The organism is Terriglobia bacterium (assembly GCA_020072845.1).
Taxonomy (GTDB): Bacteria; Acidobacteriota; Terriglobia; order Terriglobales; family Acidobacteriaceae; genus JAIQGF01.
In genome coordinates this window covers 46,672-69,743 of the sequence record JAIQGF010000023.1, presented here as the reverse complement: position 1 = coordinate 69,743, position 23,072 = coordinate 46,672, and the positions used below count along the sequence as shown (strand labels likewise).

The window sequence follows — 23,072 nt, the reverse complement described above, 5'->3', positions numbered from 1 at the left end:
TCTGTACGGCCATCGACCGTCCACCATCGAATCAACGACCATCGACTCCCCCCGGAGGCCCCCATGCCCGACGATGAATCCCCGCAAAACGAGAAGCAATCCGGCGTCTCCCGCCGCGAGTTCCTGAAGATCTCCGCCATCACGGTCAGCGTTCCCGCCGTGGTCGGCACCGGCGTGCTCGAAGTCGGCGGCGAAGAGGTTCCCGTCTACGGCCCCGGCAAGACGCCCATCACGCTCACCGTCAACGGGAAGAAGTACACTGCCGAGCTGGAACCGCGCGTCACCCTGCTCGACGCCCTGCGCGACCACTTCGACCTCACCGGCGCCAAGCGCGTCTGCGACCGCGGCGAGTGCGGCTCCTGCACCGTGCTGGTCGACGACCGCCCGGTCTACGCCTGCGCCGTGCTTGCCATTGACGCCCAGGGGCACAGCGTCACCACCGTCGAGGGCATCACCAGCGGCGACGCGCTCCATCCCTTGCAGCACGCCTTCGTCGCCAACGACGCCCAGCAGTGCGGCTTCTGCACCCCCGGCTTCGTCATGGCCGGCTACGCCCTGCTGAAGAACAATCCCAATCCCAGCCGCGAACAGGTGGTGAAAGGCTTGGGCGGAAACTACTGCCGCTGCGGCACCTACTACGGCGTGCGCGGCGCCATCGGTCAGATGACCGGGAACAAGGAGGGGTGAGCCATGGCGGACTACAAATGGCCTGATGCGCAACATCGCACGCTGATCGGCACGCGCCAGACCCGTGTTGACGGTCCCGTCAAAGTTTCCGGGCGCGCGAAATACACCTACGACCAGAATCCCAAGGGCCTGCTCGCCGGCGCCATCCTGCGTTGCCCGCACGCCCACGCCAAAATCGTCAGCGTCGACACCAGCGCCGCCGAACGCATGCCCGGCGTCAAAGCGATTCAGATCTTGCAGGGTCCTGGCAAGGAAATCCACTGGGCCGGCGACGAGATCGTGGCTCTCGCCGCCATCAACGAAGGCATCGCCGAAGACGCCCTGCGCGCCATCAAGGTGCAGTACGAACCGCTGCCGCACTTCGTGGACGACACCACCGAGCCCAAGGACGCCACCGAAGAAACCGGCCCGTTCGCGCTCGATGATCTGATCAACATGTTCAGCAACCAGGTGCCGGAGCCGCAGATCGCCGCCACCGTGCAGAAGCGCGGCCTCAGTTTCCCGGTCACCGACGACCTGGTCAAGAGCATGCGCTCCTTCAGCGTCGGTGAGAACGTCATCAAGGCGCTGCAAGCGGCTCCGCAGAAATCTCCCGAAACCGTGCGCTCGCCCTTCAAGAAGTCCGCCGCCAACGTAACCGGCGATCCCGACCAGGCCTTCCAGTCCGCCGAAATGACCAGCGCAGGCCTCTACGGCGTGCCCGTCATCACCCACTGCTGCCTGGAAGCCCACGGCGTGGTCGCGCACTGGCCCGATGCCGAACATCTGGAGACGCAGGTTTCCACACAAAACGTCTCCGGCATTCCCGGCGACCTTGCACGAATTTTGACAGCCGCTGGAACGAACGTTTCTGCTTCCAACATTCACAATCAGCAGCAGCATGTCGGAGGAGGCTTCGGCAGTAAGTTTGCCCCAGACCGTTGGAGCGTTGCCGCCGCACAGCTGTCGAAGAAGGCCGGCGGCGCACCGGTGAAAATCATGCTCGACCGCCGCGCCGAACTGGAGGTCGCCGGCGCGCGTCCTTCGGCCTACGCGCGCGTCAAGCTTGCGGCGAAAAAAGACGGCGCCATCACCGCGTGGGATTCGCAATCCTGGGGCACGGGCGGGCCGCTCGGCGGAAACATGCCGCCCCTCCCGTACATCTTCACGGAAATCCCCAACCAGCGGAAGCAACACATCGCCATCGCCACCAACATCGGCCCGGCGCGCGCCTGGCGTGCGCCCAACCACCCGCAGGCTGCCGTGCTCACCATGTGCGCCATTGACGACCTCGCCGCGCGCCTCGGCATGGACCCCTACGACGTCTTCATGAAGAACCTGGCGCTCACGCCGCGCGCCAACGTCTATGAAGCCGAGCTCAAAAAGGCCGACGAGCTCATGCAGTGGAAGAAGCGCTGGCACTCGCGCGGCGACAAAACATCCGGCCCGCTGAAGCAAGGCCTCGGCCTCTCCATCCACACCTGGGGCGGACGCGGCCACCAGGGCGCCGGCGATCTGACCATCCATCCCGACGGCACGGTCGAGTACCGCAGCGGCACCCAGGACCTCGGCACCGGCACGCGCACCGCCATCGCCGTAGTCATCGGGGAAACCCTCGGCTTGCCGCTCGACGCCATCACCGTGAAGATCGGCGACACCAACTTCCCGAACGACGGCGGTTCCGGCGGCTCCACCACCATCGGCGCCGTATCGTCGGAAGCGCGCCGCGCCGCCACCGACGCGCTCAACGAGCTGCTCGCCAAAGTCGCGCCCACGCTCGGTGCTCCGCCCGAACAGCTCGAAGCCCTCTACGGCACCATTCGCGTCAAGGATTCGCAAGGCAAAAGCATCCCCTGGAAGAAGGCTTGTTCCATGCTTGGCGCCACCGGCGTCACCGCGCAAGGCAAGAATCCCGATCCCTCCAAGCCGCCCGACCTCACCAGCAGCGGCGTCGGCGGCGCGCAGATGGCCGACGTCTCCGTGGACATCGAAACCGGCATCGTGCGCGTCAACAAGATGGTCGCGGTGCAGGATTGCGGTCTCGTCATCAACCTCAAGACCGCCGAATCGCAGTGCTACGGCGCGCTCATCATGGGCATCAGCTACGCACTCTTCGAAGAAAAGATCATGGACCCGGCCACCGGCCGCATGCTGAACCCCAACATGGAGTTCTACCGCCTCGCCGGTTACGGCGACATTCCTGAGCTGGTGGTCCACATGATGACCGGTCCGGGTTTCGACGAGCGCGGCGTCGTCGGGCTGGGCGAGCCGCCCGTGATCTCGCCCGGCGCGGCCATCTCCAACGCCGTCGCCAACGCCATCGGCGTACGCGTCCCGTTCTTGCCCATCACGCCCGACCGCGTTCTCGCCGCGCTGCAGCAGGGGCCGGCGCCGCCGGGAGGCCTCAGAATCAGTGGTGGAGGTGCCGCATGAAGGCCTTCGAATACGCAACTCCCAAATCCAAAGAGCAGGCCGTCGGACTGCTCGCGCCCAACTGGGGCCAGTCTGAACTGCTGGCCGGCGGCACCGACCTGCTGGCGCTGATGAAGGACGACGTCGTCACCCCCAAGCGCCTGGTCAACGTCAAGTCGATCGCCGGTCTGGACGGCGTCAGCTACCACGCGCGCACCGGGCTGCGCATCGGGGCGCTGGTGCGCATCGCCGACTTCGCCGACAACGCCGACGTCCGCAAGAATTACCCGATACTCGCCCGCGTCGCCGACGATGCCGCCAGCCCGCAAATCCGCAACCAGGCGACCATGGGTGGCAACCTCTGCCAGCGCCCGCGCTGCTGGTATTTCCGCAACGGCTTCGGTTTACTCGCGCAGCAGAGCGGGAAGTCGCTGGTCCTCGAAGGTGACAACCGCTATCACGCCATCCTCGGCAACGACGGTCCCGCGTACTTCGTCTCGCCTTCCAGCATCGCGCCCGCGCTCATCGCCGCCGGCGCCAGGATTCGCATCTTCGGCCCCAACGGCCAGCGCGAACTGCCGCTGGAAAAATTCTACGTGATTCCGAAGTCGGAGAACGAGCGCGAACACGACCTGCGGCCCAACGAGATGGTAACCGAGATCATGGTTCCGCCGCCGCCAGTGACGGTGACCGTTACGGACCCCGCCACGAAGTTAAATCCGCACTACGGCGGAAACTACGGTCACTACGAAGTGCGCCAAAAAGCAGCGTTTGATTGGCCGCTTGCAACTGCCTCGGTCGCACTGATCATGCCTGGAGGCGGGCAAGTCCGGGGTTCGCGCATTGTCCTCGGCCACGTCGCTCCAGTTCCATGGCGTTCGAAGGAAGCGGAGGAAGCGATCCTGAACAGGCCGATCAACGAAACGACCGCCGACGCCGCTGGCAAAGCCGCCGTCGCCAACGCCAGGAGCCTGGGCAAGAACGCTTACAAGATCCACCTGGCACACGTGGCCGTGAAACGCGCCATCCTGCAGGCGGCGAAGATTTGAAGGGGCGCGGCTTCAGCCGCGCCGTTGCAGGCGCAAGCTTGTATCAGGGCACGGCTTTAGCCGTGCCGATCAGGGACGCAAAGAAAATTGGGCTTTAGCCCCTGAGGGAATTCGCCAATAGCTAACGGCCTTTGACCATCGACCATCGACCGCCGGAGAAATTTTATGAGCGACTGCACCTCTGACCTGACGAACCACCCCAACCTCTGCCCCGCCCTGCGCTGGAAAGGCCAGTTCGTGCTCTCCGAGCGCGACCCCTCGGCGCAAACCGGCACCGATCACAGCTTCTGGTGCATGTACACCCAGACCTGCATCGGACCCGACGGCATGAACGCCGAACCGAGCTTGTGCGCCTCGCCCATCCGCGCCTGCCACGGCTCGGGCCAGTGCGGCTGAGCTTGTTGCACACGCGCCCTCGCGTGTGCGCGGCTCTTTGCCTGTTGCCAACGACCAGAGCCTGCCCCGAGCGCAGCCGAGGGGACCAACGACCTCTTCCCCCTTGATCTCCTCCCCGATTGCGTATAGCGTTTTCCGGCATTCCTCGATGTGGATGGCTTATGTCTGAGCTGCGCGGACGCGCCCTGATGGAACAACGTTTCGGCAAGCTGGGCACCGGCCAGGCGACGGTCATGATCGGCGACGCCGAATACGACCTGGAGACCGCGCTGGCGCGCCTCGACCTGGCCATGGAAGATTCCTGGCCTCTGGATATCCAGCAGACCGCGGAAGGAACTTTCTGCGTCCGCTACTACGACGGCCAGGACCAGCGCATCGTGGCGCAGGAGTTCAGCGCCGATTTCGCGCTCATCGCCGAGTACCGCGCCCACATCGCCGAGTGGGTCGGCGAGGACGCCTACTACGATATGTTCAAGGCCGTGCCCTTCCGCTGCCCGCTCGTGCCCGGCGACGATTTCTGAAACGGCCGTGGCCGCCGCCTCTCCATTGCTCGCGCTGCTGCGGACGCTGGAAAAATTCTACGGCCGCCCCTCGCCACCCAAGCTGAAAGGCGCGCTGGAAATCATCCTGTGGGAAAACTGCGCCTACCTCGCCGCCGACGACCGCCGCGCCGCCGCCTTCGCGCTGCTGAAGAAAACGGTTGGCCTCAAACCGAAGCAGATCCTCGACGCCGATCGTGGCCTGCTGGTCGAAGTCGGGCGCTTCGGCATCGTGCCCTATCAATCCGCCAAGAAGCTGCGCCTGATCGCCGAAATCGCCCACTACACTTTCAAGGACGACGTGGACTCCGTGCTCGACCTGCCACTCAAGCAGGCGATAAAAGAGTTGCACCGCTTTCCCTCGATCGGCGAACCGGGCGCGGAAAAAATCCTGCTCTTCACCCGGCGGCAGAAGATTCTCGCACTCGACTCCAACGGACTCCGCGTGCTGCTGCGCTACGGCTTCGGCGAGGAGAAGAAGAGTTATTCGGCCAGCTACCGCTCGGCGCAGGCGGCCACCGCCGGCCAGCTTCCGGGCTCGATCGACGATCTCATCGCCGCGCATCTTCTCCTGCGGCGGCACGGCCAGGAAATCTGCCGCCGCAACGACCCCGCCTGCCCCACTTGCCCGGCCGCGCCCGGCTGCCGCTACGCCCAATCTATTCGCCGCGCATGAAATTCCGATGCCCGCCGTCGACTTCTTGCTTTTTGCCATCGACTCTTTGCCTTTCGCCAACGACCATCGACCATCGACTCTTCTGCACCATTCTTGTGTAATTGACCTCCGCGTCCACAACAGGTAGCCTTTGCGCGTTCGGCCCAACCTGCCGCCGCCGACGGCGTAGGTTCAACCACGGATTTTCACGGATGAGCACGGATCTGCGAGAAGAAATCGCGTTTTCGGTTTTCGATCGCGACCGCTAGTTCATAACCGAGCACCGATAACCGAGAACCGACAACCGCTCTCCGTGCCCTCCGTGGTTGAGCTTTTCGGCCCCAGCGGCGACTCCTTTCACCTCCGCAGCCGCACGAAAGGAGAATGGATCGCATGTTCACCCGAGTGGTCGAAATCCGCACAAAACTGGGCAAGACCCGCGAGTTCAGCGCCATGCTGAATGAAAAGGTGCTGCCCATATTGAGGAAACAACCGGGGTTCGTGGACGAGATCACGATGATCTCCAACACCGAGCCCGACCGCGTCCTCGCCCTCAGCTTCTGGAAATCGGAGGCGGATGCGGAGCTCTACAACCGCGAGCAGTATCCCAAGGTCACCGAGATCCTCACTCCGCTGATCGACTTCCCGCCGAGGGTCCAGACTTTCGACGTGGACACCTCCACCACTCACCACATCGCCATGGGCAAGGCCGCATAACCCCCTCCCCCGAGTTGCGGGCGGGCCTCTCCGGCTCGCCCGCTTTCTGTTCTTCTTTGCCATCGACCATCGGCCGTCGGCTTTCTGAGGTGTCATTCCGAGCGAGGACGCGACCAACCACCAGCACGCCCGCTTTTGGCGTGCGGGTTGGCGCGTCCGAGTCGAGGAACCTGCTTTTTGCCGTCGACCAGACCCCGACTTGAGCGAAGCCGAAGGGGCGCAGGTCCGAGTCGAGGAACCTGCTTTCGCGCTCAAGTTCTGATCGCAACTTCGATTACAATGAAAATCGCGGAGGAAATTCACATTGCGTACCGCCGGCAAACGAACCCTCGATGACGCCGTCAAACACGCCGCCAACGGCGAGCGCGTCCGCGTGCGCCAGAACGGCAACGAGGCGGTCGTCGTTCCGGTGGAAGACGCCGCTCTGCTGGAGGCCATCGAGGATTACGTTGACGTTAAGGACGTGCGCCGCCGCCGCACCCAGGCAGCGAGAACCGGAGCCGCGCCCATTCCGTGGGAAAAAGCAAAGAAGAAATTGCGCTCCTCATAGGACGGCCGCGTCCCGCCCGCTCCATCACTGAGTTCTTTTGACGGCATGCTTCGTACTGGCGTAGATTCGCCAGCGAAATGACACGTTGCCAGCTCCTGATCACACCCGCCGCCCTGCGCGACATCGAAAAACGCGTCCCGCGCAAACTCCGGCCCGCAGTCGAACGAGCCATCGATAAGCTGCGCGACGAGCCGTTGCCGCAAGGCGCCAAGCCTTTGCACGGCGTTGCCGGCCTTTACCGAATCCGTGTCGGTGATTACCGCATTGTTTATTCGGCAGACCGTAAAGCGCCGTCAGTCACCGTGGAAAAAGTCGGTCATCGGAAAGAAGTGTACCGGTTCCTGGGCCGGTGATGAACCCAGATCGTCGCTGATAAAGCGAATCTCAACCCGTGTCAGTCTGGGCTTTCCTCCGCGTCCTCTGTGGTTAAGTCCGGCCAGTCCCAATCCGGAACCCGCGCCACGCCTCACCGCAAAGTTCTCGCTTCTCATGCTCAGTGCCCGCGTGACTTATGCCCGCCTTGTCTTGGGGCCAAGATTGCGCGCCATGTATCGCTGGTCCAGAGCCTGCCGGACAAGGGTTTTTATCACCGCTTGGCGGCTGATGTTCAGCTCCTTGGCGGCAGCGTCCAGTTCGTTCAGCATCGGGACTGCGAAGTCCACATTCACCCGCTGGATCGGCGCCATCGTGCGTCCCGAGTTGGTGAAGAAGCTGGAAACATCTTCCCCACGATCCGCACGCCGCGCAATCGCTTCGGCGGAAACCGGCCTTCTCCGATTACGAGTACCCTTCATAAAGCTTGTGCTCCTCATGCTCCGCGGGTCAAAGTGGAATCGCATAAGGTATAACAGTTATACCACAGTCTCGCGCCCGGCGGAGGCAATCGGCAGTGCTTTTCGTCCCCACGCTGACAGGTAACAGCTGACAGCTTCTTCGCTAAGTTTTTCGGCCCCTGCAGCCTGCAGCCTTCTCTTTCCGCGAGTAATATAGGACTAACCCTCGTGGGTGAGGAGTGCTCCCGTGAAAAAGCTGTCTCTAATCTCTCTCGCAGTGCTGACCGTCGCCGTCATCCTGGCTGCTCCCGTCGTCGCGCAGCAGATTTCCGGCGATTACATCGAAACCCGTTCCGCCGACGTGTACACCGGACAGTGCTTCGCCAACGGTGAGGTCGGACTGACCGGCAACGAGGCCATTCTCGGCTGGCGCGTCCGCCACGGTTCGTGGAACGGCGTGGCGCTCGACGGCCTCTCCATCGCCGCCGCGGTGCGCGCCAAGGCCACCCTCGGCGATCCGTACGAGAACCCGTATCCGGCCAAGGCGGTCCTGATCGTGGACGAGCAGGCGACTCCTACTCAGCGCGCAGCGCTAGCAGCCTTCGCGCAGCACATGGGCGGACGGCTGCTGGAGAACGTGGAAAAAGTGGTCGCCGCGCCGGTCGAGCTGGCGCTGTCGAGTGAGCACCACGGCCGCGCGCTGCTGCGCGCCGGGCAGTTCGCGGTGGTCGAGACGCGGGCGATCAATGAGAACGATCACCTGTGCGGCAACGAGGTGACGTTCTATCCGCCGCTGACCGCGACGGCGCACGCCATGCCGGCGGTGGCGCTCGTGGACCAGTACCAGGGACCGTCTCTGGGTGAGACGTGGTTGACGCACGACCGGCGGAGCGCGTTCGTGGGCACGTTCGCCGTGGGCGCGGCGCAGGCCGCCGAGCACCACGCGTCGTCCGGCGAGTAGACGCTAACCACAGAGGGCACCGAGGAACACAGAGGATTTTTTCATTTGGTAATTTCGTAAGTTGGTAATTTGGCAATTTGAAAACCGTTGAAGGTCCGCGAGCGTCCGGCGAGTAGCTATTCACCACCGAGACACCGAGGACACCGAGGCACACCGAGTCTCTTGAAAATGTTTTCTCGGTGAATCTCGGTGGGCTCGGTGACTCGGTGGTGAGAATGACGGAGCACGATGACAGCGAAAGCGGCCGCGATCGGATGTCGCGCCCATTCGGGGTGGGCTGCGCTGGTCATCGTGGCCGGAGCTTTGGATTCGCCAAGGGTTCTCGACCGGCGGCGGATCGTAATTGCCGATCCGCAGATTCCCGGATCGAAGCAGCCCTACCACACCGCGGAAAAATTGCCGTTCAAGCAAGCGGAGCAACTGGTCACGCTCTGCACGGAACGCTCGCGGGCACTGGCGCGGCAGGAGCTGAGCGCAGCCGTCGAGCATGCGCGGAACAGCGGCCATGCGGTTGGCGCTTGCGGGATTGTTCTCGCCTCAGGAAGGCCTCTGCCCGATTTGGCCGCGACGCTCGCCTCGCACGCCCTCATCCACACGGCGGAAGGCGAACTGTTTCGCAGCGTCATTGCCGAGGCGAGCCGGGAAATGAATGTGCCGGTTACCGGCGTGAAGGAACGCGAACTGCGGGCGCAAGCGTCCGCGGAGCTGGGAAAGTCAGACACGGAACTGCAGAGTTATCTACAGAAGATGGGACGCGAACTGGGTCCGCCCTGGACGCAGGACGAAAAGTACGCCACGCTGGCCGCCTGGCTGGCACTCTCCGCGTCGTCCGGCGAATGATTCATTACCACCGAGACACCGAGGACACCGAGGCACACCGAGTCTCTTGAAAATGTTTTCTCGGTGAATCTCGGTGGGCTCGGTGACTCGGTGGTGAAAGTCCTCGCGCGGTAAACTGGGTCCATCATGCGCAGGCGGAAATTTTCTGTTCTCCTTTGTTCTTCTTCTCTCTTCGTGCTTCTTCTTTCTTCCCCGTTCGCGGCGGCGCAGGCCAAGCTGGAGAAGCTGTCGGCGCTGAAGGACAGCTCGGTTCCGGCAGCGGTCCGCGCGGCGCTCGATGCCGGCGGCTCGCGGCTGGTGCGCCCCGACGGCAGCGTGCTGTGCGAGATCTGGCTGCGGAAATCGCTGCCGGTGGGCAGAGTCGCGGCCGCCAAGGGCGCGGGCTATCCGGAGATGTCGGAGTCGGCGCTGCTGGGCGTGATCTCGTTTCCCAACGGCGGCAAAGACTTCCGCGGGCAGGCGATCAAGCCCGGCCTCTACACCATGCGCTACGAACTGCTGCCGGAGGACGGCAATCACATGGGCGTGGCGCCGACACGCGACTTCGTGCTGCTGCTGGCGGCCAGCGCCGACAACGATCCCGCCGCGCAGTATGACTTCGCGCAACTGGTGAAGCTGAGCGCGCAGGCCGCGGGGACAAACCATCCGGCGGTGTTTGTGCTGCTGCAACCCACCGTCTCAAGCGAGACGCGCACCTACCAGAACCCCGACGGGTTCCAGGTGTTCGCCGGCGCGATTCAGACGGACGGCGGGAAGAACGTGCCGATCGCGCTGGTGGTGAAGGGACAGGCGGAACAGTGAGTTGGTCGATGGTCGATGGCCTTCAGCGATCAGCTGTGCGCTTCAGGCGTCGTCGGTTCACGGTTATCGGTTGTCGGTAATCGGCTGCGAGCGGTCGGAGAACTGGAAAGCAGTAGTGAGATTCTCGTGCGAGTAGGGGCCCCCTCGACTTCGCTCGGGGCAGGCTCTCGACTCGGACACAGTTAAGCACCCCACAACGTGGCAGGCCGAAGGGCGCCGGGCTACGGATCAGCAAGGCCGATTTGCGCTGCGGGGGATTCCGCGCGGGTGCGTCACAGAGGTGGGTGATATGGCCCATCCGGCACGGGCAATGTTTCCACTGGGTGTGATTAAATTATTGATTCGCAACAGCTTGGGTGAGGGACATGTATGGCCGGAAACGTGCACTTTTGGGGGTGGGAGAGGGAGTGAAATGGCTGTTAAGTCCAGTTTGGGGAACCGACTGTATCGCACACTAGCCTCGGTCAAGACGGGGATTATTCTGCTGATCATCCTGGGTGTGGTCGCCGCAGCGGGGACGATCATCCTCCAGCGGCCCATGACCGATGCCGACCAGATGACGAGGGCGTATGCGCCGGGCACGCTGCGCTGGCTCGACAAGACCGGCCTGACGGACGTGTATCACAGCTGGTGGTTCGCGCTGCTGATGGCGGCGCTGGGCACCAGCATCCTGTTCGCCTCGATTGACCGCTTTCCCAAGGCGTGGCGGCTGATTGCGCATCCCTATCGCCGGCCGGAGCCGCATTTCCGCGCCGTGCTGCCGACCCAGAGAACGCTGGCGATCGACAACCCGACGGAGGCCATCACGGCTGCGGACAAAATGTTCCGCAAAGCCGGATTGAGGCCGCAGCGCGTGGTCGAGGACGGCCAGACCTCGCTTTATGCCGACAAGCACCGCTGGTCGGTGCTGGCGGTGTACGTGGTCCATACCAGCCTGCTGCTGATCCTGACGGGCGGCATCGTGGACGCGTTCTTCTCCTACAAGGGCTACGTGACGCTCACGCCGGGGCAGAGCACCTCGAAGCTGGAACAGAGCAACGGCATCACGCGCGCGCTGCCTTTCACGCTGCGCTGCGACGGCACCGGCCAGGAAAATTATCCCGACGGCACGCCCAAGAAATGGTGGTCGAAGCTGACGGTGATCGAAGACGGGCGCGAGACGCTGCGCAAGGAGATCGTGGTCAACGACCCGCTGGTGACCCACGGCATCCGCTTCTACCAGTCGGGATACGGGCAGACGGGCGAGGTCGAGTCGCTGCTGCTGAATGCCACCGGCCACGGCGAGACCAAACAGATCACGCTGCGGCCGTTCCAGGGAGCGCAACTGGATCCCGACACGACGGTCACGCTGGCGGAATTCATTCCGGACTTCGTGCTGCGCGACAACCAGATCTACACCCGCTCGAAAGACCCGGTAAACCCGGCCATCCGGCTGGAGATCACGGACAAGACCAAGGCGGCGAAGAGCGAAGTATGGCTGTTCCCGGCGGCGCGGCAGCAGAGCGGCAATGCCGGGTACAAATTCGAGTTCGCCGACATGCAGATGGCCGCCTACACCGGCCTGCAGGTGTCGCACGAACCCGGCCAGTGGCTGGTTTGGGCCGGCTGCGTGCTGATGGCGCTGGGGCTGGTGATGGCGTTTTACCTGGTGCACCAGCGCTACTGGGCGATGGTGATCGAAACCAAGCACGGTCCGGCGCTGTGGATCGGCACCGCGGCCGACAAGAACCGCGAGCATTACCAGGAAGGTTTCAACAGTTTGGTTGACGACATTCGCGCCGAACTGGGGCACGAGAACGGTGAGGAGACCGTTCCCGCGGCCAAGCATCTGGTCCAGGCGTAGGAAAGAGATGAGGGAGGACTAATCATGTCGCGTGCAACGGCGAGAATCGAAGAACACCCGGCGGTATCGAGCAACGGACTGCTGGTGGGGGTCGGGCTGGGAGTTGCGTTCCTGACGTTTGTCGCATTCCTGAGCGTGGTGAAGCAGGGGAACCTGTTCAACGAGAGCAACCTGCTGTACGTGGCGCTGATTTTCTACGCTGGCGCATCCGCGCTGTACATCGGCTTCGGCGTCACCGGGGTGGACCGCTACGTCAAATTCGCTTCCATCGCCACCATGATCGGATTCGCCGCCAACACGCTGGCGGTGGGACACCGCTGGTACATGGCGGGACGTCCGCCTTTCGCCAATATCTACGAGATGCTGCTGAGCTTCGTATGGACCGTGGCCGGGCTTACGCTGCTGGCCGAGCGCAAGTACAAGGTGAAGGTGATCGGGACGGTGACCATGCCGCTGGCGGTGACGGGCGTGATCCTGATGCAGCTTCTGCCCTCGGCGGTGCACCCGCTGGTGCCGGCGCTGCAGTCCACCTGGCTGCAGGTGCACGTCACCCTGGCCATGCTGGCCTACGCCGCCTGCGCCCTCAGCTTCGCGCTCGCCATGATGTTCCTGATTCAAGATCAGATGAAGACGGAAACCTTCCTCGCCGTGACCAGCGCCATGGTCACCGCGATTTATCTCGGCATCATGACGCGCTTCGAAAAATGGGGCGGCCTGGCGGTGGTGGCCTGGGACGCGCAGAACAAGGAAGAGATCTCGATATCCAAAGGCGTGAAGCTGATGGTCACCATCCCGGACCTGGGGTGGGTATTCCTGCTGGTGCTGCTGGCATCGCTGACCCCGCTTGCGGTCTATGCCATCGCGAAGTGGAGGAAGCAGGAGAACTTCCTGGCCATCGCCAACCGCGCCGTGTTCATCAGCCTGGCGCTGCAGGTGATCGCGCTGGGCGGGTTCATCCTGCGCACGCGCAATGCGGCCTATGCTTCGCCTGACGCCGACGGCCTGTTTCCGACGGCCCTGGCGGCGAGCCCGTTCATCCTCTCCGGCCTGATCACCGGCATCTTCGCTTCGTTGCTCTACCTGATGCTGTACTGGCGGCGCGAAGACCTGGAGCGGCTGCTGCCCAGCGCCGACGGCCTGGATAGCATCACGTACAAGACCATCGGTATCGCCTTCCCGCTGCTGACCGCGATGATCGCCGTCGGCGCGTATTGGGCCAACCAGACCTGGGGCTCGTACTGGAGCTGGGACCCGAAGGAGACCTGGGCGGCCATCACCTGGCTGGTGTACGCCGGCTACCTGCACATGCGGATCACGCGCGGATGGCGCGGCCGCCGGGCGGCCTACTTCGCCATCCTCGGCTTCGCGGTGGTGATGTTCACCTTCTTCGGCGTCACCTACCTGCTGCCGGGATTGCACGCGTACGCATAGAACGGTCGACGGCTGACGGTCGATGGTCGACGGCAAGACACCGAGGGCCGACGGGAACGGGAAGGGCACGGCTTCAGCCGTGCCAAAGCGGGTCAGGAGTAACGGGGCTTAAGCCCCGGAGGACACCAAAATCCGAGTTTGAAGGGTTTCACGTTTCAAGGTCCCGTTCGACGGATCCGCGGCCTTGAAACGTGAAATCTTTTGGAGTTTCAGTTTCGGTTTCAGCAAGGACTGAGTGCGGCCACAACTGAAACTGAAACTTGAAACTCTTGCCGCGCTACAATGCTCCCAACGACCCTTCTCGAGGAGCCTCCTGCGTGCGCTTGCGCCTGAACTGGCAGCTCAGGGCACTTATGCCCGTCTTGGCCGTGTTGTTGAACGGTCTGCTGCTGTTCATCCTGGCGACGCTCTCGCTGGAATCGGGGGAGCGGCGCACCGTGCTGGTGGTGGCCACCGTCGGCGCCATTGCCATCTGTGCCGTGCTCGTGCTCACCCTCAGCATTGTCTTCAGCCGGCCCATGCTGGAGTTGCAGGACAAGATCCAGCGCGTGCGCGACGGCGACCTCGGCGTCACCGTAAGCTTCGCCGACCGCAGCGACGACATCGGCAAGCTCGGGCGCAACTTCAACGAGATGGTGGCGCAACTGCGCGAGTCGCGCGCCGAGATCGAGCGCCTGCACAACACCCAGATGTCGCGCGCCGAGCACCTGGCCACGCTGGGCGAGCTGGCGGCCGGGCTGGCGCACGAAATCCGCAACCCGCTTGCCGGCATTGCCGGGGTGATGGACATCATCGGGCGCGACCTGCCGGAGAAGAGCCCGGCGCGCGAGGTGCTCAAGGACGTGCGGCAGGAGGTGATGCGAGTGAACCGCATTGTCAGCGACCTGCTGGAGACGGCGCGTCCCAAGCCGGCCGAGTACCGCGCCGCCGACCTCAACGCCACCGCCGAACATGCCGTCATCTTCGCCCGGCAGCAGGCGCTGTCGCAGCCGGTGAAGGTGGAATTGCACAAAGCCGAAGGAATGCCGCCGGTGGAGCACGATACCGGGCAAATCCACCAGGTACTGCTCAACCTGATGCTCAACGCTATTCAGGCGATGGACGAAGGCGGACCCGGGCAGGTGGACGTGACGGTGGAGCAGCGCGACGGCCAGGCGGTGGTCAGCGTGCGCGACACCGGCAAAGGCATCAAGCCCGAACACCTGCCTTATATTTTCCGCCCCTTCTACACCACCAAGGGCCGCGGCACCGGTCTGGGGCTGTCGCTGGCGCGGAGGATCGTGGAAGACCACGGAGGGAAAATCCTGGTTGAGAGCGAGGTGGGGAAGGGGAGCACGTTCGAGGTGATGCTGCCGGTGAGGCGGGGGTAGCGGGAACCCTTGAATCTAATCCCCATCTTTACTCTTCAATTAAAGGATTTTTGCGCAGGCGGTGCCTTCTCGTCATCCGTTGCCGAGATTGTATCCTCGGTAGATTCGACTTCTGAGTCGAGGCCCCAGCCTCGCTGCGACGTGGGTAGGATAGGGCCATCATAGGCAATTGCGGTCGCGATGATGCGGTACAGGAGTTCGACGCAACTGTAGTAGAGGTCCAACCCGGACTGCTCTTCGCCCACAGTACCGCCGTGCGCCTTAGGGTGTCGGATTCTCTTCCATCCATCTACCAATCCCTTTGACGCCCCACTTCGTGCCGCCCACTCGTACAACCGGTCCGCCGCACTCGTGTCGCCCAAACGCGAAACCGTGCCTTTAGCTCGCTCCTTAACTCTTGCGTCGCCTGGCCATGAATCAATGTGCTCAATTAGCGCCTGAATGACGCCTGGAGGCACTGCGTGTACGGGTTCGTCCGTGAGGAGCAGCTTGGCGATTGACTCGATGCCAACGCCGAGCGTAAGGCAGGCAGTCTCGAACGAACCTTGTGCGCCTCGGCGAATGCCTTGAAGTTCATCGAGCAACGGCATATCGTCGCCCTCCCGTACGTCGAGATATCTGAACACCGCCTCAACCAGCCCCCAAAACGCTCTTGCGCCACCATCAGCGGTGGTATCGACCGGGGGAGGCATTTGGGATTCAAATCGCCAAAACGGACCCGAGTGCAGCGACAGCTCTTCAGAATCGTCGTAGACGCGCGTAATTACGACAGGGTTCATCTCCTGAACTGTCGCGAATTCGAGAGCCTGACGCATCAATCCCGGCCATGTTGGCATCAGTGATTGTTCTTGGCTCGCAGAGACTGACAGCCAGCGATCGCCTTCTTGTCGGAAGCAAACTTCCGTCCCACCGATCTGCCTAGTGTGATGGTCCCGTGACCATGACTTCCCGATTTCTCGCTCCCCTACAGTCTTGCGGGACTGCGTCGTCATGTCGAAAGGTAACGGCGGGCAACCAGGGATGAGGATCCTGATGTGGCTGCGACCGATCTTCTTCGGCCACTTTCTCCAATGGGCAACGGTTCCGATACGCTTTCTTATTGCGTAATTAGGGACCGGCAGGCTCCTGCTCTCATTAACAATCATCCTATTGCTCCGCCACTCACGGCCGCGTTCATCGATGGCCCGCAGTATCAAGTGATCTTCCAGGCGATACATTTCGCCTGCACGCTTCTGCGGTCGCAGTGATTCGTGTGGTTTCCCAGCAAACGGCGCAATCAACCGGAAGAAAAGCCTTCCGAGGCTGTCGGCATGGAGCACTCCCGTTCCTTTCAGGGCAACCCCAGCGTCCCAGGTGAGGAGTTCCATCTCCGGGCAGATGAGTTCAAAGGTACCGGCCTTAATTGATTTTGCAATTTCCAACTCGCGGTCCATAACTCATTATCGCGCGGGGTCGCCCGCCCTCCCAGTCCGTTATGGCGGAGAGAGGGGATCGGCGGACTCAAAATCTGCCAAACCTGAGCCCCGCAGCGGCGGCAGAACCCAGCCCGGCACGTCAGTGCCGGGAAAGCCACGAGCCAAAAGATGAGTGCCGCCAGGGACGGCAGAATTCACGACATCCCGTGGCGCGCCAGGATTTCCGCCAATTCCTCGCCGAAACCACGCTTCTGACGGTGTTCCTTCTGGTGAAGAATGTAATCCACCGTGGCACCGGTCTGCGAAATGCTCACGCTGAAGGCGGAATATCCTTCCTGCGGCAAGTCAACAATGCCTATCCCAAGTTGGAATTCGCCAGCAAATTTTTCCGCCCATGGCGGAGCGGGGAATCGGGCTTCGAACCACCAGGACCACTTGCGGTTGCGGATTTGTGCTATTACATTGACAGCAAGCTCTGGGACGCAAATAATTCTCGGCGACGTACATCCCCACCACAACCGGGAGATGCTGCATGGCGACTGTTCCGCGCCCGCCTGATAGCAGCGATCAAGAATTCCGCATCCTTTTCGAACGAGAAGAAGACGGCAGATGGCTTGCCGAGGTGCCAGAATTGCCGGGCGTCATGGCCTATGGGGCAACCAAGAAAGATGCGGAAGTAGCCGTGACTGCGCTTGCTCTGCGGGTTATTGCCGATCGGACTGAGCAGATTCGAAAGCCGCCCAAGACTATTCATTTCCTGTGAGCAAGTGGCCTAGCTGTAAACCAAGCCGCGTCTACAAAGCTCTATTGCGTATCGGTTGGGCGCCGAAAACAGAAAAGAAGGGTTCACACGTCCAACTTCAACGCCACGGCTTTCCCGATTACACATGGGCGTGGCATGAGTCTGATGAAATCGGCCCGGTGGCTATGGGCAAAATTGCAAAATACACTGGCCTGACGCCTGAAGACTTGTAGCCGTCCGCCGTCGCTTTCTCGGGAAAGGTGTGCATGCAAAATTCGAGAGAAGCGAAGTTTTTCAAACTAGCCGAACGGTTTCGGGCGGCAACAGACCCCGAACAGGTAAAGCGCCTGGGCGACGAGTTGGGCCGCATGGTCCTCGGGAATCGCGTGGGCGAAAAGCAGATTCCTCGCGGGCTTCGGCGCTTCGCGCCTCGGTCGCGGCTGAAGCCGTGACCTACCGAGCCCGCTCGGAATGACAAGAAATAAGGGTTATGGCGGCGCGGCTCCCTCCCTTTCGACCGCGCTCAGGGTCGGGACAAGTTCCGCCGCGCCCTTTCAAATCAGGCGCCTTGAGCCTCGCGCCTGAAGCCTGCAGCCCCCGTGACATTCATCACACCCCCTGGTGCGTCCCGCGTAGTACAGTAATTGCAGATGTCCCGAGACAAGGTCCTCATCGTCGATGACGAGAAGCTGGTGCGCTGGTCGCTGCGCCAGAAGTGCGAGGAGTGGGGATACCAGACGGTGGAGGCCGAAAACGGCGCGACCGCGCTCAAGGTCGCGCACGCCGAATCGCCCGACCTGGTGCTGCTCGACGTGCGCCTGCCCGACCTCGGCGGGCTCGAGGTCCTGCAACAGCTCAAGGTGAACGGCGACGCGCGCGCGGTCATCATGATCACCGCCGACCCGCGGCTGGACGACGTGAAGGCGGCGCTCAAGCTGGGCGCCTACGACTTCGTGGGCAAGCCGATTGATTTCGACGAGCTCGCCGTCACCACCAAGAACGCGCTGGAAGCCACCAAGCTGAAGACCGAAGTCGAGGAGCTGCGCGGCCAGGTGCGGCGCAAAACGGGATATCACGAGGTCATCGCCGTATCCAAGAAAATGACCGAGCTGATGGGCTTCGTGCGCAAGGTCGCCAGCAGCGAAGCGACCACGATCCTCATCCAAGGCGAAAGCGGAACCGGCAAGGACCTGATCGCTAAGGCGATCCACTACGAGAGCGTGCGGCACGAGAAGCCGTTTGTCGCCATCAACTGCTCGGCGATTCCGGAAATGCTGATGGAAGCCGAGTTGTTCGGCCACGAGCGCGGCGCCTTCACCGACGCCAAGCAGATGAAGAAGGGCCTGTTTGAAGTGGCGGACGCCGGAACCCTGTTCCTGGACGAGATCGGCGAGCTTTCGCCGCTGCTGCAGGCGAAATTGCTGCGCGTGCTGGAAGACCAAGTGATCCGGCGGGTCGGCGGGACGAAAGACATGCAGGTGGACGTACGCGTGATCGCCGCCAGCAATCGCGATCTGGAAAAGGCGGTGCGCGAGGGCCAGTTCCGCCAGGACCTGTATTACCGGCTGGCGATCATCTCCATCTTTCTGCCGCCGCTGCGCGAGCGCAAGGAAGACATCCCCCCGATGGTGGAGTTTTTCATCGAGCGCTACAACCGAAGATTCAAGAAAGCGATCCGCGGCATCACCGACGACTCGCGCAAGCTGCTGCTCAGCCACGACTGGCCGGGCAACGTGCGCGAGCTGAAAAATGCCATTGAGCGCGCCATGATCCTGGAAGACGCGGATGCGCTGCGCCCCTCGTACCTGCCGTTTTCCGTGGGCCGCGGGCCGAACGGGATGACGGCATTCGAGGCGGTCGGGGGCGAGACGGGAGCGCCACTGGCCAACGGACGCAGCCTGCCGCGGTTGTCGATTCCGGAAGGCGGCACGTCGCTGGAGGAAGTGGAGCGCGCCCTGGTGGAGATGGCGATGCGGCAGGCCAACAACAACCAGACCCACGCCGCGCGCCTGCTCGACATCAGCCGCGACGCGCTGCGCTACAAGCTGAAAAAGTTCGGCCTCATGCGCGCCGAGGACGAAGAGCCGGAGTCGGCGGAAGCTTCTTAGGATCAAGCGTGAGCAGCGAGAAGTAAAGTCCAACCGGCCAGCGGCTGCCGGCCTTCGCCGATGGCTGATTGCCGACCGCCGATGGCCCTCGCGAATCACCAGAAGGTTTCGTCATAACTTCCGACTTCTTCATTCTTAATTAACTCCAGTTCCGTTTCGATGGCGGCGCGGGCGTATTCCGGCAGCTCGACGAAATGCACGCCGACGCCGACGCCCGGCAGGCAGTAGCGCACCTCGCCCACCGTCTGCACGAACACGCGGGTCCGCACCAGGTCAAAGCGCAACCTGATGTGCGCGCCGGGAGGATAGGGACGCGGAGTGTTGATGAACATGCCGCGGGTTGTCAGGTCGGGGGAGCGCTCGAAAACGACATCGCTCATGCCGTCGCAGACGATCTTCAGGTCGCGATAGAGAACGCGTGGCGCCTGCCGCCGCTCCACCCTTGGCTCAGTCGAAGGGGCCATACCAGCCTCCTAATCCATTCATGCGCGCGTAAGTTCGACGCGTGCCGGTTGTTCCATCAGCTTGAGGAATTCCTCGCGGGTCAGCGTCTCGTGCAAGCCGAACCAGCGCATCACGGCCTCGCCGACCTGTTCCGGGGATGCCGGGGAGAGCTTAGGGGTCTCCGCGGCCGCCAGATCCGGTGCCTTGCCGGAAAGTTCGGAAACGATGTGGCACAGCCTTGCCGCTTCCGCCGGCGCCATCCTGGTGAATTCCACGCCCATGCCGAACATCGGCTGCGAGGTGCGAACGATGCCTTCCAGGTGGAGTGTCCGGCCGCTGACGGAAAGCTCCAGGCGGATCGCGGTTCCGGTGCGCATGGGAGCCATAATCTCGACATAGCAGCCTCCCCGGCTGATCTCGTTGACGCGGCCGGCGCTCGAGTGCTGGTTCCCGACCTCCCAAAGTTTCGCGCTGCCGGCGCAGCTGTAGCGCGGCTGACGACGCCGCTCTTCCTCGCGCCGCTCGATCGCGGCATGATCCGGGCAGGCGTCAGGCGGCGGCGCGGTTTCAGCGGTGTAGGTGTCGGGTACGGCGCCGGCAAGCGAGCAGGCGGTTGGGGGCAGGTGATCGGAGAAGAGGAACTTGGCGCCTTCCAAACCCTGGAGGCCGACCAGGCCCTCCCAGCAAGTGCCTTTCGCTCCGATCCAGGCGACGCGGTAACGCGCACGGCGGCCCTGGTACTCCACCTGCACCAGCTCGCCGGGAGCGCGCAAGCAGCGGACAGCGCGCAGGCGCATGCCGTTGACGCCGATTTCAGCGGTCGTAGCGCTTTGGGTGTAGCGGTTGCCATTGCTGTCGAACCCGGAGATGGTCACCGGGAGCGCAAGGCGAAGCCGTTTGTATTGCCGCCTGCCCATATCGGCCGCGCCGCAATGATCTGCGGCCCCGAAGAAAAGAGTAAGCGCGAATGCCCGCAATGAAGCAGTTGCAGGGCGGAATATCTGGCGCCCGGGGCCGGATTGGGGTGAGTTCAAAATCGGGAACCGGTGCGTAAGGCGATTCCCCCCATTGCGCGGGGCAGCGAAGCTGCACTACAAAGAAACAGCGCGCACGCGCACGAGGACATGGAATGAAGAAGCTGTTGACCCTGCTGTTTGCCACCGTCGTTGCATTCACCCTCCTGGCCCCGGCTGCCCAGGCGAAGACGCATCACAGGAAGCACCACAAGAAACATCATCACCACCACAAGAGCACACTGCGCAAATAGATTGGCCTTGTCGGGGAAGTACGGCGACGGGTTGCCGCGATAACGGAATTTCAGCAGAGACAGCTACTCGTAATCTATGCGCTGTTCGGCGTGGCGGCTGAGGTACCAGCAAGGCGGGTAGCCGGAGTGCGGAAACAGCGAGTGGACGCAGGTCTGCGCCTCGGGATCGGCGAACATGAAGGTGGTTTTCTGCTTGCTCTTGTGGAGCGCATAGTAGCGCTGCACGGTGACCGATCCGAAGGGTTCGCGGTCGGGGATGCGGAAGCGGAGCGAAAGATCATCGGCGGCATAGAGAAGGGCTGCGGCGAACAATGCGTACAGCAAGCCGCGCGTGAGTTTTCTTTTCAACGGCCCGGGCCCCCCATTTCCGATTGCTGATTGTCGATTGCCGATTAAGCCAGATGTTTGTCGGTGACTGAATATCGAAGTCCTTAGCGGTTCAATTGTAGTGGGCGGGGAGCCTGTTGCGCTCCGCGGAACACGGTTCGGAGACCCGTGCCACACAAGGCCGAGCGTGATCCAACATCGTCGGTGTAGCATCCTGTGGGTTTGCCAGGAGCAACTCGGGAGGGAGTGTCGGCTAGGTGGCGCAAGCGAGCGCGGAAGGCGGGGAGCGGTTCGACGCACGGCTCTGGGCGGGGACGCTGGCGCCGCTGTTGGCGGCATTCGGGCTGGTGGCGTGGCGGTACGACATGAGCACGCGCATTGGCGGGCACATGGCAAGCGGGTTTGCCAGCTTCGCCCTGCTGCTGGCGCCCTACTGGGCGTTTGGGTTCGGCGCCGCGGATGCGCTGCGGCGCGCGCTGACCCGCCGCCTGGCGCGCGTGCTGGCGCCCGGCACGCTGGTCATCGCCTATCTCATTTTCTCGATACCGCGTGGTGAGTTGCGGTGGTACTACGCGGCGATCCTGTTCGCCATCCCGGTGGGACTGGCGGCGATGTTCGAGCTTGCGCCTCCGCGTGGCCGGGGATTGGCGTGGCAGGACGTGGTCGCGCTGGTGGTGGTGGGAGCGCCGGTGGAGTTTCGCCTGCTGGCGGGAACGTGGCCGCACCCGGGGCTGAGCGCGCTGCCCAAGCTCCTGCTGGTGGACAGCGCGCTGTACGCGTTCCTGGTAGTGCGCGGACTGGACGGCGTGGGGTTCGATTTCCGCTTGCGCCTGCGCGATTTGGCGGCCGGGCTGCGGGAGTGGGCGTTCTACGCGCCGATCGCCATCGGTCTGGGACTAGCGCTGGGGTTTCTTCATTGGAATCCGTGGCAACCGCGGGTGGCGGTGATGGCGGCGTCGTACCTGATCACGTTTTTCTTTGTCGCCATTCCGGAGGAGCTGTTTTTTCGCGGGCTGTTGCAAAACCTGCTGGAACCGAGGCTGGGACGCGGGCGGGCGCTGGCGGTGACGGCGGTGATTTTCGGGCTGTCGCATTTCAACAAGCCGCTGCCGTTCAATTGGCGCTACGTGATCCTGGCGGCAATCGCGGGCGTGTTCTACGGGCGGGCCTGGCTGGACCGGCGCCGGCTGACCTGTTCGGCGGTGACGCACACCACGGTGGATGTAGTGTGGGGGCTGTGGTGGAGGTAGGCTTCAGGCTTCGGGCTTCGGGTCAGGATGATGTCGGTTAAGAATTTCCCTGGCACGCGCTATGATGAAGAGGGCCTGAGGGGCCGGAATCATGCATGAATGGATGTGGTTTGTTGGCGTCGTGCTGGCTTGGGCGGTGGTGACGCAGTGGCTGCTGCCCAAGCTCGGGATTCCTACGTGAAGAAGCGCAAGGTGCTCCGTCGAGGATCGACGGAAAGAAAGTTCCGAGTCGCGAACGCCGAGTACCGAGTCACGACAATAGTCAGCTCGAACGGCTTCTGCGACCTCGCGCCGTGCCTGCGGCACTCTTCCCCTGATTGATACCTAAACCCAGGACTGCCGAGTGGGTGTGAGAACTGTGCCGCGCCGCTGGCGCTCGACAATTCTGTTCCACTTTTCCCACCGCTGCCGCGGTGGGCTAACGAATTCCGCCCGCTTCGCGGGCTGGATTATGGGTACGTCTAAGCAGGCTCTGCGGGACTAGGATCAGCGTCGGCGGCGAGGACTTCGGTGAGG

Annotated in this window: 25 protein-coding genes; 20 read left to right on the top strand and 5 right to left on the bottom strand. The window is 63.0% G+C overall.

The annotated features are described in order from the left end of the window. The first annotated feature begins 63 nt into the window (after positions 1-63). The 9 genes from LAN70_18620 (at position 64) to LAN70_18580 (ending at position 7,337) form a co-directional block, all read left to right on the top strand. On the top strand, positions 64-687 hold the full coding sequence (locus LAN70_18620; protein MBZ5513166.1) for a (2Fe-2S)-binding protein: 624 nt from the start codon (positions 64-66) through the stop codon (positions 685-687). Between the two features lie 3 nt (positions 688-690). Further along, positions 691-3,099 (top strand): xanthine dehydrogenase family protein molybdopterin-binding subunit, encoded by a 2,409-nt coding sequence (locus tag LAN70_18615; GenBank protein ID MBZ5513165.1) that lies wholly within the window; start codon positions 691-693, stop codon positions 3,097-3,099. Further along, on the top strand, positions 3,096-4,127 hold the full coding sequence (locus LAN70_18610) for an FAD binding domain-containing protein (protein ID MBZ5513164.1): 1,032 nt from the start codon (positions 3,096-3,098) through the stop codon (positions 4,125-4,127). The genes LAN70_18615 and LAN70_18610 overlap by 4 nt, the downstream gene beginning before the upstream one ends. Positions 4,128-4,292: 165 nt before the next feature. Beyond that, positions 4,293-4,523: a hypothetical protein gene (locus LAN70_18605; GenBank protein ID MBZ5513163.1), complete on the top strand. Its 231-nt coding sequence runs from the start codon at positions 4,293-4,295 to the stop codon at positions 4,521-4,523. A gap of 161 nt (positions 4,524-4,684) precedes the next feature. Further along, the gene (locus tag LAN70_18600; GenBank protein ID MBZ5513162.1) at positions 4,685-5,044 is read left to right on the top strand and encodes a hypothetical protein; all 360 of its coding nucleotides are present in this window, start codon (positions 4,685-4,687) and stop codon (positions 5,042-5,044) included. 7 nt (positions 5,045-5,051) lie between these two features. Beyond that, positions 5,052-5,738 (top strand): hypothetical protein, encoded by a 687-nt coding sequence (locus LAN70_18595; GenBank protein ID MBZ5513161.1) that lies wholly within the window; start codon positions 5,052-5,054, stop codon positions 5,736-5,738. Between the two features lie 372 nt (positions 5,739-6,110). Further along, on the top strand, positions 6,111-6,434 hold the full coding sequence (locus LAN70_18590; protein MBZ5513160.1) for an antibiotic biosynthesis monooxygenase: 324 nt from the start codon (positions 6,111-6,113) through the stop codon (positions 6,432-6,434). A gap of 304 nt (positions 6,435-6,738) precedes the next feature. Then, positions 6,739-6,984 carry a prevent-host-death family protein gene (locus LAN70_18585; protein MBZ5513159.1) on the top strand — a complete coding sequence of 82 codons (246 nt, stop codon included), beginning with the start codon at positions 6,739-6,741 and terminating at the stop codon, positions 6,982-6,984. A gap of 77 nt (positions 6,985-7,061) precedes the next feature. Continuing rightward, entirely contained in the window at positions 7,062-7,337 is a 276-nt protein-coding gene (locus tag LAN70_18580) for a type II toxin-antitoxin system RelE/ParE family toxin (GenBank protein ID MBZ5513158.1), read from the top strand. Positions 7,338-7,493: 156 nt separating this feature from the next. Here LAN70_18580 and LAN70_18575 read toward each other — a convergent pair whose 3' ends face one another. Continuing rightward, positions 7,494-7,778 carry a hypothetical protein gene (locus LAN70_18575; GenBank protein MBZ5513157.1) on the bottom strand — a complete coding sequence of 95 codons (285 nt, stop codon included), beginning with the start codon at positions 7,776-7,778 and terminating at the stop codon, positions 7,494-7,496. Positions 7,779-8,004: 226 nt separating this feature from the next. On the opposite strand from LAN70_18575, the gene LAN70_18570 reads away from it, so the two are divergent. The 6 genes from LAN70_18570 to LAN70_18545 all read left to right on the top strand — a co-directional run bounded on the left by LAN70_18570 (position 8,005) and on the right by LAN70_18545 (position 15,003). Beyond that, positions 8,005-8,718 carry a DUF1326 domain-containing protein gene (locus tag LAN70_18570; GenBank protein ID MBZ5513156.1) on the top strand — a complete coding sequence of 238 codons (714 nt, stop codon included), beginning with the start codon at positions 8,005-8,007 and terminating at the stop codon, positions 8,716-8,718. A 228-nt stretch (positions 8,719-8,946) separates the two neighbouring features. Then, positions 8,947-9,558, top strand: coding sequence for a hypothetical protein (locus LAN70_18565; GenBank protein ID MBZ5513155.1), 612 nt, complete (start codon positions 8,947-8,949; stop codon positions 9,556-9,558). A gap of 174 nt (positions 9,559-9,732) precedes the next feature. Beyond that, positions 9,733-10,359: a hypothetical protein gene (locus tag LAN70_18560; protein ID MBZ5513154.1), complete on the top strand. Its 627-nt coding sequence runs from the start codon at positions 9,733-9,735 to the stop codon at positions 10,357-10,359. A gap of 430 nt (positions 10,360-10,789) precedes the next feature. Continuing rightward, the gene (locus LAN70_18555; protein MBZ5513153.1) at positions 10,790-12,202 is read left to right on the top strand and encodes a cytochrome c biogenesis protein ResB; all 1,413 of its coding nucleotides are present in this window, start codon (positions 10,790-10,792) and stop codon (positions 12,200-12,202) included. 24 nt (positions 12,203-12,226) lie between these two features. Further along, a complete protein-coding gene (ccsB, locus tag LAN70_18550) occupies positions 12,227-13,633 on the top strand; it encodes a c-type cytochrome biogenesis protein CcsB (GenBank protein MBZ5513152.1) in 1,407 nt (468 codons plus the stop codon). Positions 13,634-13,986: 353 nt separating this feature from the next. Further along, positions 13,987-15,003: a HAMP domain-containing protein gene (locus tag LAN70_18545; protein ID MBZ5513151.1), complete on the top strand. Its 1,017-nt coding sequence runs from the start codon at positions 13,987-13,989 to the stop codon at positions 15,001-15,003. Between the two features lie 35 nt (positions 15,004-15,038). Here LAN70_18545 and LAN70_18540 read toward each other — a convergent pair whose 3' ends face one another. After that, a complete protein-coding gene (locus LAN70_18540) occupies positions 15,039-16,436 on the bottom strand; it encodes a hypothetical protein (GenBank protein MBZ5513150.1) in 1,398 nt (465 codons plus the stop codon). A 514-nt stretch (positions 16,437-16,950) separates the two neighbouring features. Between LAN70_18540 and LAN70_18535 the strand changes: the two genes are divergently transcribed. The 3 genes from LAN70_18535 to LAN70_18525 all read left to right on the top strand — a co-directional run bounded on the left by LAN70_18535 (position 16,951) and on the right by LAN70_18525 (position 19,268). Then, positions 16,951-17,181, top strand: a complete 231-nt coding sequence (locus LAN70_18535; GenBank protein ID MBZ5513149.1) for a type II toxin-antitoxin system HicB family antitoxin — start codon at positions 16,951-16,953, stop codon at positions 17,179-17,181. Beyond that, positions 17,178-17,393 (top strand): type II toxin-antitoxin system HicA family toxin, encoded by a 216-nt coding sequence (locus LAN70_18530; GenBank protein MBZ5513148.1) that lies wholly within the window; start codon positions 17,178-17,180, stop codon positions 17,391-17,393. Before LAN70_18535 ends, LAN70_18530 begins: the two co-directional genes overlap by 4 nt. A 417-nt stretch (positions 17,394-17,810) precedes the next feature. Further along, positions 17,811-19,268: a sigma-54 dependent transcriptional regulator gene (locus LAN70_18525; protein MBZ5513147.1), complete on the top strand. Its 1,458-nt coding sequence runs from the start codon at positions 17,811-17,813 to the stop codon at positions 19,266-19,268. Positions 19,269-19,363: 95 nt separating this feature from the next. Here the strand turns inward: LAN70_18525 and LAN70_18520 are convergent, their stop codons facing one another. Both LAN70_18520 and LAN70_18515 read right to left on the bottom strand, forming a co-directional pair. Further along, on the bottom strand, positions 19,364-19,732 hold the full coding sequence (locus tag LAN70_18520) for a PilZ domain-containing protein (protein ID MBZ5513146.1): 369 nt from the start codon (positions 19,730-19,732) through the stop codon (positions 19,364-19,366). Positions 19,733-19,750: 18 nt separating this feature from the next. Beyond that, positions 19,751-20,629: a PilZ domain-containing protein gene (locus LAN70_18515; protein ID MBZ5513145.1), complete on the bottom strand. Its 879-nt coding sequence runs from the start codon at positions 20,627-20,629 to the stop codon at positions 19,751-19,753. Between the two features lie 212 nt (positions 20,630-20,841). Here LAN70_18515 and LAN70_18510 point away from each other — a divergent pair, with 212 nt between their 5' ends. Then, positions 20,842-20,979, top strand: coding sequence for a hypothetical protein (locus LAN70_18510; protein ID MBZ5513144.1), 138 nt, complete (start codon positions 20,842-20,844; stop codon positions 20,977-20,979). Between the two features lie 63 nt (positions 20,980-21,042). On the opposite strand, the gene LAN70_18505 is transcribed toward LAN70_18510, so the two are convergent. Further along, positions 21,043-21,327: a hypothetical protein gene (locus tag LAN70_18505; protein ID MBZ5513143.1), complete on the bottom strand. Its 285-nt coding sequence runs from the start codon at positions 21,325-21,327 to the stop codon at positions 21,043-21,045. A 236-nt stretch (positions 21,328-21,563) separates the two neighbouring features. Here LAN70_18505 and LAN70_18500 point away from each other — a divergent pair, with 236 nt between their 5' ends. Then, the gene (locus tag LAN70_18500) at positions 21,564-22,556 is read left to right on the top strand and encodes a CPBP family intramembrane metalloprotease (GenBank protein MBZ5513142.1); all 993 of its coding nucleotides are present in this window, start codon (positions 21,564-21,566) and stop codon (positions 22,554-22,556) included. The last annotated feature ends 516 nt before the right edge of the window (positions 22,557-23,072 follow it).